The organism is Streptococcus sp. SM5 (assembly GCF_027497975.1).
This window is the reverse complement of record NZ_JAJNSC010000006.1, coordinates 137,146-155,477: the sequence shown is the minus strand read 5'-3', so window position 1 is coordinate 155,477 and position 18,332 is coordinate 137,146. Positions and strand designations below refer to the sequence as shown.

Sequence of the window (18,332 nt, the reverse complement as noted above, 5' to 3'; positions counted from 1 at the left end):
TTCAGTATAAACCTTTAAAATTTAAAAGTCAATCATTTGAGTTGTTTGACTCTTAAATAACTATCAACTCTTTTGGAGCCAGGGTCAATAATTCACAACCGGTCTCTGTAATCAGGATATCATCCTCGATACGAACCCCGTATTTACCTTCAATATAGATACCTGGCTCATCTGTCAAGGCCATACCTGCCTTAATAGTTTCTGTAGAAGTCTGGCTAAAGTATGGTTCCTCATGGATATCCAGTCCAATACCGTGTCCAATACCGTGGGTAAAGTAGTCGCCATAGCCTGCCTCGATGATAATATCACGAGGGATTTTGTCAAAGTCTCGGAAACCTAATCCTGCCTTAGCCTGGTCAATCAAGGCTTGGTTGGCTTTCAAAACCGTATTGTAAATCTCCGCCTGCTCGTCGCTGACATGCCCCAGATAGATAGTCCGTGTCATATCACTGACATAGTGGTCATAAAGGCAACCGAAGTCCATAGTAATGGCTTCTCCCAGCTCCACTGGTTTGTGCATAGGATGAGCATGAGGTTTGGAAGAGTTGATACCACTAGCTAGAATCGTATCAAAAGACAAGCCAGACGCTCCCAACTCACGCATGCGGAAGTCAAGGAAGTTGGCTATTTCAATCTCTGTCTTTCCTGGTTTGATAAAGTCAAGCGCGTCGCGGAAAGCTTGGTCTGAGATAGAACAAGCCTTGCGAATAGCTGCAATCTCCGCTTCATCCTTAATCATTCGAAGACCTTCAACAAACTGAGTCTGTGGAAGCAAGTCAATTCCTTCAAAGGTAGCCTGCATACGATGGTAATAAGAAACCGAAATCTCGTCCTCAAAACCGATTCGAGACAAGCCCATATCCTTAACAATTCCTCCAATGACAGCCAATTCATCACGATCAGCCATAATCTCAAACCCACTGGTTTCTTGCTTAGCTGCAATGATATAGCGAGAGTCTGTCACCAAGACCTGGCGGTCACGACTGATGAAGACTGTTCCGTTTGAGCCCCAAAAACCCGTCAAATAATAGACGTTTTTAAGGTTATTGATGATAATGCCATCTAGTTCTTTTTCTTGCATTTTAGCTAGAAATGCTTGTACGCGTTTATTCATGATGTAACTTTCCTTTCAAATAATGTCCTGTGTAGCTGGCTTCATTGGCCGCTACTTCTTCTGGAGTTCCTGTTGCGATGATGGTTCCACCACCGACACCGCCCTCAGGTCCCAAGTCGATGATATGGTCTGCCGTCTTAATGACATCCAGATTGTGCTCAATGACGAGGACTGTATTGCCATCGTCTACAAAGCGAGCCAAGACTTTAAGCAAGCGAGCGATGTCCTCAGTATGCAGCCCTGTCGTTGGCTCATCCAAAATGTAGAAAGATTTTCCTGTCGAGCGTTTGTGAAGTTCACTAGCCAACTTCATACGCTGGGCTTCTCCCCCAGAAAGGGTGGTAGCTGGTTGACCTAGCGTCACATAGCCCAGCCCTACATCCTTGATGGTCTGAAGTTTGCGTTGAATTTTCGGAATATGTTGGAAGAATTCCACCGCATCGTTGACGGTCATATCCAAGACCTGCGAGATATTTTTTTCCTTGTAGTGGACTTCTAGGGTTTCACTGTTGTAGCGGGTTCCGTGGCAAATTTCACAAGCCACATAAACATCTGGCAAGAAGTGCATCTCAATCTTGATGATCCCATCACCTGAGCAGGCTTCACAGCGACCACCCTTGACGTTGAAACTGAAACGACCCTTCTTGTAGCCTCGAATCTTGGCTTCATTTGTCTGGGAAAAGAGGTCACGTATATCGTCAAAAACTCCCGTATAGGTAGCAGGGTTAGACCTTGGCGTCCGTCCGATAGGACTCTGGTCAATGTCAATCAAACGATCAACATGCTCAATCCCTGTAATAGTCTTAAATTTACCAGGTTTATCTGAATTACGGTTGAGCTTTTGGGCAATCGCTTTTTTGAGAATGCTGTTGATGAGGGTCGATTTCCCTGAACCCGACACCCCTGTCACTGCGATAAATTTCCCTAGTGGGAAGCGAGCAGTGACATTTTGCAAGTTGTTCTCACGCGCTCCTGTCACTTCGATAAAACGACCATTACCAGTACGGCGCTCTGTTGGCACTGGAATAGCACGTTTACCTGACAAGTACTGGCCTGTGATAGACTTACTGTTACGAGCTACCTGTTTAGGCGTACCTGCAGCAACAATCTCCCCACCAAAAACACCGGCACCGGGACCAACGTCAATCAGATAATCCGCCTCACGCATGGTATCTTCGTCATGTTCCACCACAATGAGTGTATTACCCAAGTCGCGCATCTTTTTGAGACTAGCAATCAGACGGTCATTGTCCCTCTGGTGAAGACCGATTGACGGCTCATCTAGAATATAAAGGACACCTGATAGGTTAGAACCAATCTGGGTTGCCAAGCGAATACGCTGGCTTTCCCCACCTGAAAGGGTTCCTGCTGAGCGAGACAGAGTCAGATAGTTAAGACCCACGTTATTAAGGAAGGTCAAACGATCCTTGATTTCCTTGAGAATGGGACGAGCGATGATGGCTTCATTTTCAGACAAGGTCAGCTGGCTCACCAAGTCTAAGTGGTCTGCGATAGACAGGTCTGAAATTTCTCCGATATGTGGCCCTTGCTCGCCACCCACACGGACAGACAAGGCCTGATCATTGAGACGGTAACCGTGACAGGTTCCGCAGGTCAGCTCATTCATGTAGAGGCGCATCTGGGTGCGGGTGTAATCGCTGTTTGTCTCGTGATAGCGACGCTTGATATTATTGACAATTCCCTCAAAAGGAATGTCAATATCGCGCACACCACCAAATTCATTCTCATAGTGGAAATGGAATTCCTTGCCATCTGACCCATAGAGAATCAAGTTCGTATCCTCTTCTGACAAGTCCTCAAAAGGCTTATCCATATCCACTCCAAAGGCTGTCATAGCCTGCTCTAGCATGTTTGGATAGTAGTTGGATGAGATAGGATTCCAAGGTGCTAGCGCCCCCTCACGTAGCGTTTTGCTGGCATCTGGTACTACCAAATCAGTATCCACCTCCAGCTTGATGCCCAAGCCGTCACACTCACTACAAGAACCAAAAGGAGCATTGAATGAGAAGAGACGTGGCTCTAACTCTGGAACAGTAAAGCCACAAACTGGACAGGCATAGTGCTCAGAGAACAACAACTCAGAGTCGTCCATAGTGTCGATAATGACATAACCTTCTGCAATACGAAGGGCTGCCTCAATGGAATCAAAGAGACGACTACGAATGCCCTCCTTGATGACAATACGGTCAACCACGACATCGATATTGTGTTGCTTGCTCTTAGACAACTCTGGCACTTCGGTCACATCATAGACTTCCCCATCCACACGGACACGAACATACCCATCTTTCTGAATCTTTTCAATAACACTCTTGTGCTGTCCTTTTTTCTTACGGATAACTGGGGCTAAGATTTGCAGACGTTGGCGTTCTGGCAACTCCAAAACCTTATCAACGATTTGCTCCACAGAAGAAGCCTTGATAGCCCCATGCCCGTTGATACAGTAAGGCGTCCCCACACGTGCGTAGAGGAGACGCAGATAGTCATTGATTTCAGTCGTTGTTCCCACCGTCGAGCGAGGATTTTTACTAGTCGTTTTCTGGTCGATGGAAATAGCGGGGCTGAGACCATCAATAGCATCTACATCAGGCTTCTCCATATTCCCCAAGAATTGACGAGCGTAGGCTGACAAACTCTCCACATAGCGACGTTGACCCTCCGCATAGAGGGTATCAAAGGCCAGACTGGATTTCCCTGAACCTGACAAGCCGGTCACGACAACCAACTTGTCTCGTGGAATTTCCACGTCAATATTTTTTAAATTATGGGCACGCGCCCCATGAATGACAATTTTATCTTGCATCTTTGTTCTTTCTAGTCCATTATTGCTTACCATTATACCAAAAAAAGTGAGATTCTATTACCCAAAAGGCTGAATTTATAGTATAATAGTACGGTGTGAAAAAATCTGAAAAATGAGAAAGGATAAGGGATATGAAACAAGTTTTTCTCTCTACAACAACTGAATTTAAAGAGATCGATACGCTTGAACCGGGTACTTGGATCAATCTCGTCAATCCGACTCAAAATGAATCACTCGAAATCGCTAACGCCTTCGATATTGATATTGCCGACCTTCGTGCACCACTCGATGCGGAAGAAATGTCTCGTATTACCATCGAAGATGAGTATACTTTGATCATCGTGGACGTGCCGGTCACAGAAGAAAGAAATAACCGCACCTACTACGTCACCATCCCGCTTGGTATTATCATCACTGAGGAAACCATTATCACTACTTGTTTGGAACCATTACCGGTCCTCGATGTCTTTATCAACCGTCGCTTGCGTAATTTCTATACCTTCATGCGCTCACGTTTTATCTTCCAGATTCTCTATCGCAATGCAGAACTTTACCTAACAGCCCTTCGTTCGATTGACCGTAAGAGTGAACAAATCGAAAGTCAACTGCATCAATCAACTCGTAATGAAGAATTGATTGAGCTCATGGAATTGGAAAAAACCATCGTCTATTTCAAGGCCTCCCTCAAAACAAATGAGCGCGTGATTAAGAAATTAACCAGCTCAACCAGCAATATCAAGAAATACCTTGAAGACGAAGACCTGCTTGAAGATACCCTGATTGAAACCCAACAGGCCATCGAGATGGCAGACATTTATGGAAACGTCTTGCATTCTATGACAGAGACCTTTGCCTCTATCATTTCCAACAACCAGAACAACATCATGAAAACCTTGGCCCTTGTGACCATCGTCATGTCCATCCCAACCATGGTCTTCTCTGCCTACGGGATGAACTTTAAGGATAATGAAATCCCCCTAAACGGCGAACCAAATGCCTTCTGGTTAATCGTCTTTATCGCCTTTGCTATGAGTGTTTCGCTCACTCTCTATCTCATCCATAAAAAATGGTTCTAAGAGGAGTTCCTATGTCTCAGATTGATCTACAAAAATTAACCAAGAAAAACCAAGAGTTTATCCACATCGCTACTCAGCAATTCATCAAAGATGGGAAATCAGACGCTGAAATCAAAGCTATTTTTGAGGAAGTTATTCCACAAATCCTTGAAGAGCAAGCCAAAGGTACGACTGCTCGTTCCCTCTACGGCGCACCGACTCATTGGGCTCATAGCTTCACTGTCAAGGAGCAATACGAAAAAGAGCATCCAAAAGAAAATGATGATCCAAAACTCATGATTATGGACTCAGCTCTTTTCATCACTAGCCTCTTTGCCCTCGTCAGCGCCCTCACAACCTTCTTCTCGGCAGATCAAGCTATCGGTTACGGTTTGATTACCCTCCTATTAGTTGGACTGGTTGGTGGATTTGCCTTCTACTTGATGTACTACTTCGTTTACCAATACTATGGACCAGATATGGACCGCAGTCAACGTCCACCTTTCTGGAAATCTGTACTGGTTATCCTAGCATCTATGTTTCTTTGGTTGCTTGTTTTCTTTGCAACAAGCTTCCTACCAGCTAGCCTTAACCCAGTACTTGCTCCATTGCCACTAGCTATTATCGGAGCAGCCCTCCTAGCCCTTCGCTTCTATCTCAAGAAACGCTTGAACATCCGCAGCGCAAGTGCAGGACCAACACGTTACTAAGAAAAGGAAAGAGCTATGGCATATAGTCAATCTTTAGCTCAGCAGATTCGAAAAATTCTAGCGCTCAAACTTCCTCCCCAAATTTTCGAAGAAGAGCTAGAAGAAAAGAAGCTGTTTGGTGGCCTGGCCTTTATGATTCGTGGTAAAATGGTCCTTACTGTCAGTTCCAGAAAGGATGAACTGGTTATGGTCAGAATTGGCAAGGAAATGGAGAAGCAAGTTCTACCCCGAACAGGAGCTCATACTACATTGATGAGGGGGCGCCTTTATCATGGGTATATAGACTTAGATATAGAAGGCCAAAAAGAATTGCCTTACTGGATTGATTTGGCTCTCTCCTATAATCAAGAGTTGACCAAGTAACTCATATCTAGCGAGATTACTGATTAGAAAACGAAAAGCAACTGCACCAGCGGTTGCTTTTTCACTTGCTTGCCTACAAGCTTCCCTCTACCCTTTTCCCTATAGTTTTCTCCCATCTTTTATGATAAAATAGGCTCAATCAATTTCTAGGAGGAAGAAATATGGTTTCTACTATTGGTGTTGTTAGTTTATCTAGTGGCATTATCGGAGAGGACTTTGTCAAACACGAAGTGGACTTGGGTGTCCAACGTCTCAAGAACCTGGGACTCAATCCTACCTTTTTGCCTCATTCGCTAAAAGGATTAGACTTTATCAAGGACCATCCTGAAGCTCGTGCAGAGGATTTGATTCATGCCTTTTCTGATGATAGCATCGACATGATCCTATGCGCCATCGGTGGAGACGATACCTATCGCTTACTACCTTATCTTTTTGAAAATGACCAACTACAAAAGGTTATCAACCAAAAAATATTTCTTGGCTTCTCAGATACAACCATGAACCATCTCATGTTGCATAAACTAGGTGTTAAAACTTTTTATGGTCAATCCTTTTTAGCAGACATTTGTGAATTGGACAAAGAAATGCTAGCCTATAGCCTTCACTACTTTAAAGAATTGATTGAGACAGGAAGAATCTCAGAAATTCGCCCTAGCAATGTTTGGTATGAGGAACGAACTGATTTTAGTCCCAAAGCTCTGGGGACACCTCGTGTCAGTCATACAAATACTGGTTTTGAGTTGTTACAAGGAACTGCCCAGTTCGAGGGGAAAATCCTCGGTGGTTGCCTCGAATCCCTCTACGATATCTTTGACAACTCTCGATACGCAGATAGCACGGAGCTCTGCCAAGAATACAAACTTTTCCCTGACTTGTCAGACTGGGAAGGAAAGATCCTCTTGCTAGAGACAAGCGAAGAAAAGCCTGAGCCGGAAGACTTCAAAAAGATGTTACAAACTTTAAAGAACACTGGTATATTCAAGGTCATCAGCGGACTCTTGGTCGGGAAACCTATGGATGAAACTTTCTATGACGACTATAAAGAGGCACTATTGGATATCATTGACAGCAATATTCCAATTGTCTATAATCTGAATGTCGGCCACGCAACTCCGAGAGCAATTGTCCCCTTCGGAGTCCATGCCTATGTAGATGCACAGGAGCAAGTCATTCGCTTTGACTATAACAAAAAATAAATAGTGTCTCTATTTTTGTGCTTTTGTATTCGTTTTCGTTACAATTTGTATCTGAATTTATTGCATTTCGCTAATTTCTATGATATCCTTTTGAAGGAGGTGTATATGACAAAACAAAAAATTAATCGAATCGTAGGTTCTATTGGTGCCTTTATTGGAATCATAGTATTTATTGCCTACATACCTCAAATTATCGCTAATTTACAGGGAAATAAAGCTCAACCATTTCAACCTTTATCAGCTGCTATATCTTGCTTAATCTGGGTTATTTATGGATGGACAAAGGAACCTAAGAAGGATTGGATACTAATCATTCCAAATTCAGCTGGTGTTATTTTAGGTGGAATCACTTTTTTGACTTCACTCTAACAAATCTAATAGTATATATAAAAAGCTGGGAAAAATTTCTCAGCTTTTTTCTATATTCTCAGATATGCTAGTTACCTGTACATACTAACGACCGCTTTTCCACTCACAATCATTCTCATGGTCATCAACTAGCCCTGCAGCCTGTAGAAAAGACAAGACGGCGACTGGGCCTGTGAACTTGAAGCCTCGTTTTTTGAGATCTTTGGCTAACTTCTCAGACAGAGGTGTTTTAGCTGGGGCTTGGCGGTAATCGGGAACATCGTTAACGATCGTTTTCCCCTCAACAAAAGACCAAAGATAGGCATCAAAAGAGCCGTACTCTGCCTGTAGTCGTAGAAAGGCTTGGGCGTTAGCGCGTGTAGCAAAAATCTTGGCTCTATTTCGGATGATGGCTGGATTATCCAGCAAGTTTTCCAATTCGGTGTCGGTCATGTCTGCGACTGCGTGAATTTGATAGCCATAAAATGCTTCTCGGAAAGCTTGGCGTTTGTTTAGTACCGTTTCCCAAGACAGGCCTGCCTGATAGGTTTCCATACACAACAACTCAAACAATGCTTGGTCATCATGGAGGGGCTGACCCCACTCCTCATCATGATAGGCAATGTAGAGCGGATTGGTCATCTTGACCCACGAACAACGTTTTGTCATGCTCTACTCCTATTTGACCAACATTTTAAGGGCGGACTTGATATAGTTCTCAGCTGTATCTGTCGTTCCTTCAAAGAATTTCTTGATTTTCTTGAGCTCTGTTGCCTTGTAGCCCAGAGCCAACATTGCTTCCATGGCTTCTTCCAATTCTTGGTTTTCTGCGCTAGCTTGTACTGCCACCTTAGCAGGAAGGTCATCTCCTGCAACTACTACCTTGCCTTCCAAGTCCAACACCATCTGCTGGGCTGTTTTCTTACCAATTTTAGGGAACTTAGTCAAGTAGGTGATGTTCTTGGTTTCGATGGCTTGAACCAAGCCAGCATTGTCATCGGCAGCGATAATGGCCAGAGCTGATACAGGACCAATCCCAGAGACCGAAATCAGACTGAGAAAGAGCTTTTTCTCGTCTTCTGAGCGAAATCCATAAAGTAGATGGGCATCCTCACGTACGACCTGATGCACATAAATTTGAGCTTCTTGGTTGACCTGTCCTGAGTAAGCATAGGGATTGGCCACATGCAGGATATAACCGATACCGTTGACTTCAAACACAATGTATTTAGCAGTAATTTTGGTAATGATTCCTTTTAAATATTCGTACATAGTTTTCCTTTTAGTTTAATATTTCCCCAACTCACGGAGACTGGTGTGATTTTCCTGAATGCGTCGGAACATCTTTTCCATATCCGACTTGGTGAAGTGCACCAAAACAGGACGTCCGTGGGGACAGTTGTAGGGATTGTCACATTGAGAAAGCTGATAAAGAAGCTGTCTAGCTGAATGGTCATCGATACGATGGTTAGCCTTGATAGACCGTTTGCAGGACATCATAATAGCCAACTCTGCCCGGTATTTCTTGATAGAAACTTCCTTGGTCAAAAGGAGCATATCGCACATTTCATAGATGCCTGACTCAATTTCTTCTTCTGCCATCCAAATAGGATGTTCACGCAGGATAAATTGATTTTCTCCGTACTCTGCTAGGAAGACACCCACTTCCTCCAAAAGAGGCATTCTTTCCTTGAGACGAAGGGCATCATCCGCTGGAAATTCAAAGATGTAGGGCACTAGGAGTTGCTGCTGGCTCTGATCAACATCGCCAATACTTTCACGATATTCCTCATACTTGACCCGTTCCTGCGCCGCGTGCTGGTCTATGATATAGAGCCCATCTCGCCCTTGGGCAAAGAGATAAGTCCCGTGCATTTGCCCGAAAAATTCCAACTCTGGGAAGCTTGAAGATTCTTCTCGCTCCAGCTTGTCATAAGCCTTATCAAGACTCGCAAGGTCTAACTCTGGGTGATCTAGCTGATCGTAGTTAGCAGGTTTTCTCTCTGCAAAATGCAGTTTTGCTGGCTTAGTCAATTGATCCAAGGTTTCTTTGGCAAATAAAGTCAAATCCTGTCCTTCATCAGTTAATTCTACCTGATAATCAGCTACTTCAGCTTGACTAGGTCTTGTCGGCTCAGTTTTCTCATAGTAGAGCGTATTTTCTTTGAGTGGGAGAATGGTTTGCTCCACCTTCTCACGATTGCGCACGGTAGATTTGGCAAGATTTTCCAAGGCATCAGGTATCAAGGTTTGCTCCTTGAGACTGTTTGCAATAGCTTCTGAAACCAGCGTCATCAGTTCTTTTTCCTTAGAAATCCGCACCTCTTGCTTAGTTGGATGCACATTGACATCCGCTAGATAAGGGTCGATATGGATGTGAATGACAGCCAGTGGAAAACGGCCCACCATAAGCTTGCTTCCGTAACCATCCAAAATAGCACGATTAAGCAGGAAGTTCTTGATATAACGGCCATTGATGAAGAGGCTGATATAGTTGCGATTAGCCCGAGTCAACTCAGGCAAGGAAACAAAGCCTGAAATCTCGAAATCTAAGTCAGAGTTCTCAATTTCAATCATCTTCTTTGCACTCGCCAAACCGTAAATCCCTGCGATTGCTTGTCGCAGTTGGCCAGTCCCTGCTGTCCGCGTCATCTCCTTACCATCACTGATCAAACTAAAAGAAATCTCAGGATGAGCCAAGCCCAGACGGTTGACAATATCAATGATATGAGACAGCTCCGCTTGCTGGCTCTTCATATACTTGAGGCGGGCAGGCGTGTTGAAAAAGAGGTCCTCCACACAAACCTTGGTTCCCACAGGACTAGTCGCTGGGATGACTTCTTCTACTTCTCCCCCACGCGCGACTAACTTAGTCCCATGACTTGCACCATCCACCGCCGTTAACAGAGTCAGAACACTAACAGAAGCGATAGAAGGCAAGGCTTCACCACGAAAACCAAGCGTCCGAATTCGAAAGAGATCTGCTTGATTTTTTATCTTACTAGTTGCATGGCGACGCAGAGCCAACTCCACCTCATCGTGGGCAATTCCATGACCATTATCTGTGATTTGAATCTTCTTGAGACCAGACTCTTCAATCTCAATGATAATCTGACTAGAGCCAGCGTCAATGGAATTTTCTACCAACTCTTTAACCACACTGGCAGGACGTTCGATAACCTCTCCTGCCGCGATCTGGTTTGCCAACACCTCTGGCAATTCAATAATATGAGACATTTTTCAGCCCCTTTCCGTATCTTTTTTCCTAGAAATTGATTAGTGCTATTATACCATATTTCAGACAGGACAGAAAAGCAAGCGCCACATAGGAACCAAATCCCTCCACATAGACAAAGTCCCTTGTATGAAGGCGTAAAATAGTGTTTAATAGAAATATACAAGAAGTGATCACAATTTTGTATGAAAGACAAGGAGAGAAATTTATGAAAGTAGAACTACAGATTAGCGAGTCTTACGAGGAGGAAAAGTTGATTATCCAAGCACCTCAAGAGACCGAAAAAGTCCAAAAAGTCATCGAGTTCGCAGAAAATCTGGATCAAAAAGAAAAAATCAAAGGGAAAATCGAAGATCAGGTCTATCTAGTTGAAATTGGCAAGATTCAGCGCTTCTATATCGAGAATCGGAAGGTTCTGGCAGAAACGGCAAGTCAGACCTACACCATTGATTTACGACTCTATCAGGTTCTTGAACTCTTGCCAAGCAATTTTATCCAAATTTCCCAATCAGAAATCATTAATATCAATTCCATCTCTCACCTCAAGCTCACGCCCAACGGTCTGGTAGAAATCTTTCTAAAAAACCAAAGCTTCACCTACTCTTCACGCCGTTACCTAAAAACCATCAAGGAGAAATTAGAACTATGAAAAAACAAGTATTTCACGACGCAGCTGCTGGTGTCCTCATCGGCCTCATCCTCTCTATCATCTTTTCACTCATTTATGCACCAAGTACTTATACACCACTAAGTCCCGAGTCTCTGATCGGCCAAGTGATGGCTCAACATCAGGTTCACGGTGCTCTAGTCTTACTCTACTGCACACTTATCTGGGCAACTATCGGTATGCTCTTCAACTTTGGCAACCGCTTATTCAGCCGTGACTGGAGCATGCTTCGTGCCACTCTGACTCATTTCTTCCTCATGCTGGCTGGCTTTGTCCCACTAGCAACTCTGGCTGGTTGGTTCCCCTTCCACTGGATCTTCTATCTCCAGCTCATTATCGAGTTTTCAATTGTCTACCTCATCATTTGGGCTATTCTCTATAAAAGAGAGGCTAAAAAGGTAGACCACATCAATCAACTCTTGGAGCATAGAAAGTAATAGCAATAATCCCACTCATAAATGCATGAGTGGGATTATTTTTATAGTTTCTGTTTTAACTCAACCAAAACATTCATAGCCTGCATAGGTGTCATGTTGTAAATATCCAATTTAGCTAATTCTTCTAGGATAGGATGCTCTTCTGCCGTATCAAAGAGTGAAATCTGCTCAGTGACGGCACTTGTTTGTCTCATAGGAGCAGGACTTTCTGTTCCTTGACTCTCTAGCTGAGTCAAAATCTTATCCGCCCTTACTAAAAGGTCTGCTGGCAAGCCAGCAATCTTGGCAACATGGATACCGTAGGATTTATCGGCTGGTCCTGGTTCAATCTTGTGAAGGAAGGTGACCTGCCCATCCTGCTCCAAGGTTGCCACGTGAACATTGACCAAGTGTTGTAAACTAGACTCCAGACTGGTCAACTCATGGTAGTGGGTCGCAAAGAGGGTCTTGGCTCCGATATGCTCGTGAATGTATTCGATGATGGACTGAGCAAGAGCCATACCGTCGTAAGTTGCAGTTCCCCGTCCCAATTCATCAAAGAGAATGAGAGAGTTCTTGGTCGCATGCGAAATGGCATTGTTGGCCTCCATCATCTCCACCATGAAGGTTGACTGACCTGAAACCAAGTCATCTGCTGCTCCGATACGGGTAAAGATCGCATCAAAAATAGGTAAATAGGCGCTTTCTGCCGGTACATAGGAACCCATCTGGGCCATTATCGCCGTCATGGCTAACTGACGCATATAGGTTGACTTCCCACTCATGTTTGGCCCTGTAATCAGTTGAATACTGGTATCTTCTGCCATCTGAATCGTATTTGGAATATAGGTCTGAGCCCCCATAACCTTTTCAACGACAGCATGGCGCCCTTTCTGGATATCAATTCGCGAATCCTCTCCAAACTCTGGCCGAATCAAATGCTGGGTTTCAGCCACAACCGCCAGACTCTGTAAGACATCAACTGTCGCAATTCCTTGAGCTAGAGCCTGCAAACGCTGGATATACTTGCTGACTTCCTCACGAATACGCATAAAAATTTCGTATTCGAGATTGGCTGACTTCTCACGCGCCTCCAGCATATCTCCCTCGATACGGGCTAATTCTTCGGTTCCAAAACGTTCTGAGTTTTTCAGCGTCGCCTTGCGGAAAAAGTGAGCAGGCACATTTCCCAGTTGCGAATTGGTCACATGGAAATAGTAGCCATCCTTCTTATTGTAATCAATCTTAAGCGTGCTGATTCCAGAGTTTTCTCGCTCCTTAGCCTCAATTTCAGCAATCCAACCAGTCCCTTCTCTGAGAACACGACGGTACTTGTCTAAAGTCTCATCAAATCCAGTGCGGATAATACCACCTTCCGTAATCACATGAGGAGCTTCAGGAGCAATAGCAGCGCTAATCAAACTCTCCAACTCAGGGATTCCATCCAACTGTTCGATAAGATAGGCCAGAGCAGACTGCTCCATGCCTTCTAAAATCGCACGAATCCGTGGCACACTAGACAAGGTAGTCGCCAACTGCAAGAGATCCTTAGGATTGGTTTTGCCAAAAGAAACACGACTAGCCAAGCGCTCAATGTCATAAACACCCTTGAGACTGTCTGTCAAATCACTGCGCTCAAAGAAATGGTCGAGGAAGACCTGCACCACTTCTTGGCGTTGGACGATTCGTTCCTTATCAATCAGGGGACGATGGATCCAAGAACGTAACAGGCGCATACCCATTGCCGTCTTAGTTTCATCTAAAAGCCAGAAAAGACTGCCTTGCTTCTTGCCCGAACGGGCATTCTCAACCAAATCCAGACTGGCCTTGGTCGCATAATCCATCTGCAAGAAATCCTTAATTTCATAGCGGATAACAGGTTTGAGGTGGTTCAACTCCCGCATCTGGGTCCGATGAACATACTGGAGCAGCTTACTAGATGCTGTTTGCTCCACAGCTGCCAATCGCGAATCCAGTAAATGAAGGTCTTCAAAGCTTTCTTTTTCATAAGAGAGTACCAGATTCATCTGGCGACTGAGGATTTGTTCTTCTTCCTCAGACAAGTCATAACCCAGCACCACTTCTCGCGCCTTGAGATTACGGATTTCCCCACAAACCAGCGTGAAATCCAATAAACCTGTCACATAAAAGTCACCGGTCACCAGGTCCATATAAGCTAGACCAAATTGATTGCCTTCGCGGTCTATAGCAACCAAAAAATTATTCTGACTGTCCGGCTTACTGCTATCAACCACTGTTCCTGGCGTAATTACCTGAACAACCTCTCGTTTCACAACCCCAACTGCTTGTTTAGGATCTTCCATCTGCTCTGCGATAGCTACCTTATAGCCCTGCTCAATCAAGACATCAATGTACTGTTGGGCAGAATGATAGGGGACACCCGCCATAGGAATCGGATTGTCGGCATTCTTGTTGCGACTCGTTAAGGAAATTTCCAGAATCTGCGCAGCATTGACCGCATCCTCATAAAATAATTCATAAAAATCACCCATCCGAAAGAGCAAAAACGCATCTGGATATTGCTTTTTAATATCCACATACTGTTGCATACCGGGTGATAGCTTTTCTGTCGCCATTGTCCGTCTCTCCTTGTCAAAAATAAGTCTTGAGAGCAACTCCCAAGACCTTACTTATCTTTCATCAAATCTAGCAAACGATCTTCCATGAGTTTGGCAACGTGCTGGTCTCGACAAATGACCAATAAGGTATTGGCACCAGCAACTGTTCCTAAAATCCATTCATCCTTGTTTGCATCAACAATATTTGCCAAAACAGAGGCTTCTCCCAATTTGGTATGAAGCACCAAGGTAAACTCTGCTCTTGCAACACCTTCTAAATGATGAGACAAAAATTCCACCAAATCAATCTTTTCTGTCTCATTTGCTAGTACATAATACACCATATCATTTTTCTTGACCTTGGTCAAGCCGATTTCGCGCAAATCACGAGACAAGGTTGTCTGCGTCACAAAGACATTGTGTGCCTCCAACCGATCTTGAATTTCTTTTTGTGTACTTAATTTCTCCTCAGTAATCATTTTTTTTATTAACTGATGACGATCTCTTTTTCTCATAAAATCCTCTTATATGCATATTTATAACTAATTTTATAACTATATTATACCAAAAAAACAGGAGATTTCAAAAATTTTTTCTTCTTTCTTTAAAATTGTGATAAAATAGTAGAAAAGTCCAAAAGGAGCTCTTAATGAATACAAAAGAATTGATTGCTAGCGAGTTGGCTAGCGTCATTGATAGCCTGGACCAAGAGGCTATTTTAAATTTACTGGAAACCCCTAAAAACTCAGAAATGGGAGACATCGCTTTCCCTGCTTTTTCTCTTGCAAAAGTCGAACGTAAAGCACCTCAAATGATTGCTGCTGAACTGGCTGAAAAAATTAACAGCCAAGCCTTTGAAAAGGTTGTCGCAACAGGACCTTACGTTAACTTTTTCCTTGATAAATCTGCCATTTCTGCTCAAGTATTGCAAGCTGTTATCACTGAAAAAGAACACTATGCTGACCAACATATTGGCAAGCAAGAAAATGTTGTTATCGATATGTCTAGTCCCAATATCGCTAAACCATTTTCTATTGGTCACCTGCGCTCAACTGTTATCGGAGATAGCTTGTCACATATTTTCCAAAAAATCGGTTATCAAACGGTCAAGGTCAACCATTTGGGAGACTGGGGTAAACAGTTTGGGATGCTGATTGTTGCCTACAAAAAATGGGGCGACGAAGAAGCTGTAAAAGCTCATCCAATTGATGAACTTCTTAAACTCTACGTTCGTATCAATGCTGAAGCTGAAAATGACCCTAGCTTGGATGAAGAAGCACGCGAATGGTTCCGTAAACTTGAAAATGGAGACGAGGAAGCTCTCGCTCTTTGGCAATGGTTCCGTGATGAAAGTTTAGTGGAATTTAACCGCCTTTACAATGAATTGCAAGTCGAATTTGACAGCTACAATGGAGAAGCCTTCTACAACGATAAGATGGATGCAGTCGTAGACATTCTTTCTGAAAAAGGCCTTCTTGTTGAATCAGAAGGGGCCCAAGTTGTCAACCTTGAGAAATATGGAATTGAACATCCAGCCCTCATCAAGAAATCTGACGGAGCAACTCTATATATCACACGTGACTTGGCTGCAGCTCTTTACCGTAAAAACGAATACCAATTTGCTAAATCTATCTACGTCGTTGGTCAAGAGCAATCTGCCCACTTTAAACAGCTCAAAGCTGTCTTGCAAGAAATGGGCTACGATTGGAGTGACGATATTACTCACGTTCCTTTTGGTTTGGTTACAAAAGAAGGGAAAAAACTCTCTACTCGTAAAGGGAATGTCATCCTGCTAGAGCCTACAGTTGCAGAGGCTGTTAGCCGTGCAAAAGCCCAAATTGAAGCTAAAAATCCTGAACTTGAAAATAAAGACCAAGTAGCGCATGCTGTTGGGGTTGGAGCCATTAAATTCTACGACCTTAAGACTGACCGCACTAATGGTTATGATTTTGACTTAGAAGCCATGGTGTCATTTGAAGGTGAAACTGGACCTTATGTTCAATATGCCTACGCTCGTATCCAATCTATCTTACGCAAAGCCGATTTCAAACCAGAAACAACTGGCAACTATAGCTTGAATGATGCTGAAAGCTGGGAAATTATCAAACTCATCCAAGACTTCCCACGTATTATCAACCGTGCGGCTGATAACTTTGAACCTTCTATCATTGCTAAATTTGCAATTAGCCTGGCTCAAGCCTTCAACAAATACTATGCACATACCCGTATCTTGGATGAAAGCCCAGAACGCGAAAGTCGTCTAGCTCTCAGCTACGCAACCGCAGTTGTCCTAAAAGAAGCCCTTCGCTTACTTGGAGTAGAAGCTCCAGAGAAGATGTAAATCGCCAAAGTTACTTGATTGCGGAGCAATCTAAGTAACTAACGCCAAATCCTATTCGGACTTTGGCTAGGCGCTTCACTAGTTTTAGAACATAAATATGATCGATTTATGTCCTAAAACGTCGTAACCTTAAAGTTATTGGAACTAAAGCTCCTAATTGCTAGACGCTAGACGCTTATATGCGGACTAGCTAACTGCTTCACTAATTCACCTAACCAAATAATATCGATTTGGTTAGGCTCATGTCGTAATCTTTTAATCACTTTATTGTAAAGTAGTCTAAGTAACGAATGCCAAATCCTATCAGGTATTTGGCTAGGTGCTTCACTAGTTTTAAGACATAAATATGATCGATTTATGTCCTAAAACGTCGTAATCTTAAATTTATTGGAACTAAAGTTCCTAATTTTTAGACGCTAGCAGCTTATATGCGGACTAGCTAACTGCTTCACTAGTCATGTTCTCTAAATATAATCGATTTAGAGAACATGACGTCGTAACTATGGTGATTTGGTTAGGCGCTTCACTAATTCAATCTACTCACTACTACTTCTTTATCATACAGGGAGATTTTCTATGAGCCAATATGCTTATATCCTCGTTGTGATTAGCTTGGTATTCCTTTTTCTGCTTAATAAGTATGAAAAGGAAAGACTGCAAAAGCTCTACCAAGAACAACTTTTAAAGGATGAAACATTTAGGGCTGACATCAAAGAGAAAATTCAAACGACTGAAAATATCAATGATGTCATTGCATATATCAATAAAACTTACCATCTGGGAATGTTGCTATCAAAAGACATTACAGATCAATTGAAATAATCAAAAACCGAGAAGAAAGCTTCTCGGTTTTTTTAGGGCATAATTTTTATCTTCCAACTATAGCAAATAACATTTATATTAAAAATTTTATAGGTAATTTTCATCTTTGCTATAGAGGGGGATATAATAAGTTCTTTCTTCTAATGATTGAAAGATTGGTTTCAGCTTAACTTTCCAATTCATACAAATCTGCGATAATAGCTGCGACACGTTTGATATCTCCCAGCATACCTCGCATTTCAAAATCAGCCAATACAGGGAAGCCAAAACGTTGACTATATTGCTTGGCTGTCAGGCAGTATTGGTTATTAAAGTTACGATTTCCTGAACCAACCACACCAAAACACTTACTAGCATTGTCACCATAGGCGATAAAATCTCCCACTGGTGTCGTCAAAATCTCGACATCTCCGTTATCCACGCCATTCCCACCTTCTAGGTAAGTCGGCAAAAAAGCAACATAGGGATGGTCCATTTCATAGAAATCTTGGCCTTCTTTGACCAAATCCTTGATATGAATCTTTTGAACCTCAATTCCCTCGTACTGGGACAAGAGATAGTCTTTCAAGCGCGTCACAAAACTCTCCGTATTTCCGCTCAGACTGATGTAGACCAAGGAAACTTTTTTCATGTTCTCCTCCTTTTTTTAAATCATAAAAAAT

At 43.1% G+C, this 18,332-nt stretch carries 17 protein-coding genes; 9 read left to right on the top strand and 8 right to left on the bottom strand.

What is annotated here, in order from left to right; all coding sequences use genetic code 11:
- Nucleotides 1–52: 52 nt before the first annotated feature.
- Nucleotides 53–1,114, bottom strand: a complete 1,062-nt coding sequence (locus PAN07_RS06575) for a Xaa-Pro peptidase family protein (RefSeq protein WP_033682421.1) — start codon at nucleotides 1,112–1,114, stop codon at nucleotides 53–55.
- Complete coding sequence (uvrA, locus tag PAN07_RS06570; RefSeq protein ID WP_261116673.1) at nucleotides 1,107–3,938, bottom strand: excinuclease ABC subunit UvrA; 2,832 nt, start codon at nucleotides 3,936–3,938, stop codon at nucleotides 1,107–1,109. The genes PAN07_RS06575 and uvrA overlap by 8 nt, the downstream gene beginning before the upstream one ends.
- A gap of 131 nt (nucleotides 3,939–4,069) precedes the next feature.
- On the opposite strand from uvrA, the gene PAN07_RS06565 reads away from it, so the two are divergent.
- From PAN07_RS06565 to PAN07_RS06545, 5 genes are all read left to right on the top strand, one after another.
- Nucleotides 4,070–5,014, top strand: coding sequence for a magnesium transporter CorA family protein (locus PAN07_RS06565; protein WP_000815623.1), 945 nt, complete (start codon nucleotides 4,070–4,072; stop codon nucleotides 5,012–5,014).
- Nucleotides 5,015–5,025: 11 nt separating this feature from the next.
- Entirely contained in the window at nucleotides 5,026–5,703 is a 678-nt protein-coding gene (locus tag PAN07_RS06560; RefSeq protein ID WP_049493910.1) for a DUF1129 domain-containing protein, read from the top strand.
- Between the two features lie 15 nt (nucleotides 5,704–5,718).
- The gene (locus PAN07_RS06555) at nucleotides 5,719–6,066 is read left to right on the top strand and encodes a hypothetical protein (protein ID WP_000331824.1); all 348 of its coding nucleotides are present in this window, start codon (nucleotides 5,719–5,721) and stop codon (nucleotides 6,064–6,066) included.
- Nucleotides 6,067–6,227: 161 nt separating this feature from the next.
- Nucleotides 6,228–7,262 (top strand): S66 peptidase family protein, encoded by a 1,035-nt coding sequence (locus tag PAN07_RS06550; protein ID WP_049487390.1) that lies wholly within the window; start codon nucleotides 6,228–6,230, stop codon nucleotides 7,260–7,262.
- A gap of 105 nt (nucleotides 7,263–7,367) precedes the next feature.
- On the top strand, nucleotides 7,368–7,631 hold the full coding sequence (locus tag PAN07_RS06545) for a SemiSWEET family transporter (protein WP_000166114.1): 264 nt from the start codon (nucleotides 7,368–7,370) through the stop codon (nucleotides 7,629–7,631).
- A gap of 84 nt (nucleotides 7,632–7,715) precedes the next feature.
- Here the strand turns inward: PAN07_RS06545 and PAN07_RS06540 are convergent, their stop codons facing one another.
- The 3 genes from PAN07_RS06540 to mutL are packed head-to-tail and all read right to left on the bottom strand — an operon-like array spanning nucleotide 7,716 to nucleotide 10,847.
- Nucleotides 7,716–8,279 carry a DNA-3-methyladenine glycosylase I gene (locus tag PAN07_RS06540; RefSeq protein ID WP_269797509.1) on the bottom strand — a complete coding sequence of 188 codons (564 nt, stop codon included), beginning with the start codon at nucleotides 8,277–8,279 and terminating at the stop codon, nucleotides 7,716–7,718.
- A gap of 9 nt (nucleotides 8,280–8,288) precedes the next feature.
- Nucleotides 8,289–8,882: a Holliday junction branch migration protein RuvA gene (gene ruvA / locus PAN07_RS06535; protein WP_141230338.1), complete on the bottom strand. Its 594-nt coding sequence runs from the start codon at nucleotides 8,880–8,882 to the stop codon at nucleotides 8,289–8,291.
- 15 nt (nucleotides 8,883–8,897) lie between these two features.
- Nucleotides 8,898–10,847 (bottom strand): DNA mismatch repair endonuclease MutL, encoded by a 1,950-nt coding sequence (gene mutL, locus PAN07_RS06530; RefSeq protein ID WP_084862748.1) that lies wholly within the window; start codon nucleotides 10,845–10,847, stop codon nucleotides 8,898–8,900.
- A gap of 206 nt (nucleotides 10,848–11,053) precedes the next feature.
- Here mutL and PAN07_RS06525 point away from each other — a divergent pair, with 206 nt between their 5' ends.
- Both PAN07_RS06525 and PAN07_RS06520 read left to right on the top strand, forming a co-directional pair.
- A complete protein-coding gene (locus PAN07_RS06525) occupies nucleotides 11,054–11,494 on the top strand; it encodes a LytTR family DNA-binding domain-containing protein (protein ID WP_084862746.1) in 441 nt (146 codons plus the stop codon).
- Nucleotides 11,491–11,949, top strand: a complete 459-nt coding sequence (locus tag PAN07_RS06520) for a DUF3021 domain-containing protein (protein WP_084862744.1) — start codon at nucleotides 11,491–11,493, stop codon at nucleotides 11,947–11,949. The genes PAN07_RS06525 and PAN07_RS06520 overlap by 4 nt, the downstream gene beginning before the upstream one ends.
- 41 nt (nucleotides 11,950–11,990) lie before the next feature.
- Here the strand turns inward: PAN07_RS06520 and mutS are convergent, their stop codons facing one another.
- Both mutS and argR read right to left on the bottom strand, forming a co-directional pair.
- Nucleotides 11,991–14,525, bottom strand: a complete 2,535-nt coding sequence (gene mutS / locus PAN07_RS06515; protein ID WP_269795163.1) for a DNA mismatch repair protein MutS — start codon at nucleotides 14,523–14,525, stop codon at nucleotides 11,991–11,993.
- 50 nt (nucleotides 14,526–14,575) lie between these two features.
- Nucleotides 14,576–15,022 (bottom strand): arginine repressor, encoded by a 447-nt coding sequence (gene argR, locus PAN07_RS06510; protein WP_001231476.1) that lies wholly within the window; start codon nucleotides 15,020–15,022, stop codon nucleotides 14,576–14,578.
- Between the two features lie 134 nt (nucleotides 15,023–15,156).
- Between argR and argS the strand changes: the two genes are divergently transcribed.
- Nucleotides 15,157–16,848 (top strand): arginine--tRNA ligase, encoded by a 1,692-nt coding sequence (gene argS, locus PAN07_RS06505; RefSeq protein WP_269797508.1) that lies wholly within the window; start codon nucleotides 15,157–15,159, stop codon nucleotides 16,846–16,848.
- Between the two features lie 576 nt (nucleotides 16,849–17,424).
- The gene (locus PAN07_RS06500) at nucleotides 17,425–17,670 is read left to right on the top strand and encodes a hypothetical protein (protein ID WP_033682430.1); all 246 of its coding nucleotides are present in this window, start codon (nucleotides 17,425–17,427) and stop codon (nucleotides 17,668–17,670) included.
- A 166-nt stretch (nucleotides 17,671–17,836) separates the two neighbouring features.
- On the opposite strand, the gene nrdI is transcribed toward PAN07_RS06500, so the two are convergent.
- On the bottom strand, nucleotides 17,837–18,301 hold the full coding sequence (gene nrdI / locus PAN07_RS06495; protein WP_020901834.1) for a class Ib ribonucleoside-diphosphate reductase assembly flavoprotein NrdI: 465 nt from the start codon (nucleotides 18,299–18,301) through the stop codon (nucleotides 17,837–17,839).
- Nucleotides 18,302–18,332: the final 31 nt, after the last annotated feature.